1 protein-coding gene and 1 pseudogene are annotated in these 1,202 nt (G+C 66.7%); one reads left to right on the forward strand and one right to left on the reverse strand.

Annotated elements, in window-relative coordinates; genetic code table 11:
- Positions 1-408: pseudogene (locus tag A9X05_RS32220) on the forward strand (TetR/AcrR family transcriptional regulator); the annotation flags it as partial.
- A 47-nt stretch (positions 409-455) separates the two neighbouring features.
- Here the strand turns inward: A9X05_RS32220 and A9X05_RS15285 are convergent.
- The coding region (locus A9X05_RS15285) for an alpha-E domain-containing protein (protein WP_197499072.1) at positions 456-1,202 on the reverse strand (747 nt) is incomplete at its 5' end.

The following is a 1,202-nucleotide window of genomic DNA, read 5'->3' on the forward strand; positions in this document are numbered from 1 at the left end:
GACCGCGATGGTCTGCTAACTGCGGTGATCGAAGATGCCGTTGACCGTCTCGTCGCCTCGCTGGAGGTGTTGGCCGGTGAGCAGGTCATGGACACCCAAGACCTGGTGCGGGCAGCATGGGACGCCTTCGCCAATCCAAAGGCCATGGCGGGGTTGGAGATTCTCATCGCAACCAAGGACTTGCGTGACGGCCTTGATGAGCACCACTTGAAGCGTCTCGGCGCGGCCCTAGCGGCATTGATCACACGTTTGAATACCGGGGCCAACCGTGAACATGCCGTTGCGTTGGGCCTTCTGCTGTGGACAACACCGGTGGCGATGATGATTGCCGAGATGTTCGCCACGCCTCCGCTACGCCCAACGGATGCCCAAAAGGCGGTTGCCGATCTAATCGATGCGCATCGCTGAGCGCGGATCTGACGACGAACCCGTGTGACGCAATGAACCGCGTCGCCTTAGGCTGGCATCACCCGGCGTACGTCGGGGCCCCACAGCGGCTGCACGGCGGGCAGCGCCAGCTGCGTGGTGGTGATGACCTCGGCCAGCTCGCGCAACTGCGTGTGCACCGAATCGAGTAGCTCGGCCAGCTCCGTGCGCAGCCCGTCCTCGCCGACCTCTTCCAGCTCGGCGGGATGCGAGCGGCGCAACAGGGTGCCGATCTCGTCCACCAGCCGCTCCGGCCGCGACGATCCCGATGCACCCGGCAGGTCTTTGAGGTTGGCCCGCAGCCGCTCGACCTGGTACAGCAACGAGCGCGGGTTCTGCGCGTCGAACAGCATCAGCTCGGCCACTGCGGCGACGCTCACCTTGCCCACGGTGCGGCGTCGGTAGATCACCGAGGACTCGCACGCCACCAGCGTCGCCTCGATGATCGTCTGCTCGGCGATGGCGCCGCGGACGGCGGTCAGCGTCGCCCGCAGCAGCGCGGTCAGCCACAGGCCGCGTTCGATGCGCTTGCCGATGTCCATCATCGACCAGCCCACGTCGCGCACCATCGACTCACCGGCCACACCCGCAAGGGTCAGCATCCCGGCCAGCGTCTGCGCCTGAGCCGACGCGAGGAGCGCGTCGGCTTCGGCGAGCGAGTCCGGCGGCTCGCGACGCTGCGCCAGCGCTCGTTCCACCCCGGCCAACACCTCCAGCGAGGCGACGAGACGGTCAACGGCATCTTCGATCACCGCAGTTAGCAGACCATCGCGGTC

This window comes from Mycobacterium sp. E3298 (genome assembly GCF_001666895.1).
GTDB lineage: Bacteria > Actinomycetota > Actinomycetes > Mycobacteriales > Mycobacteriaceae > Mycobacterium.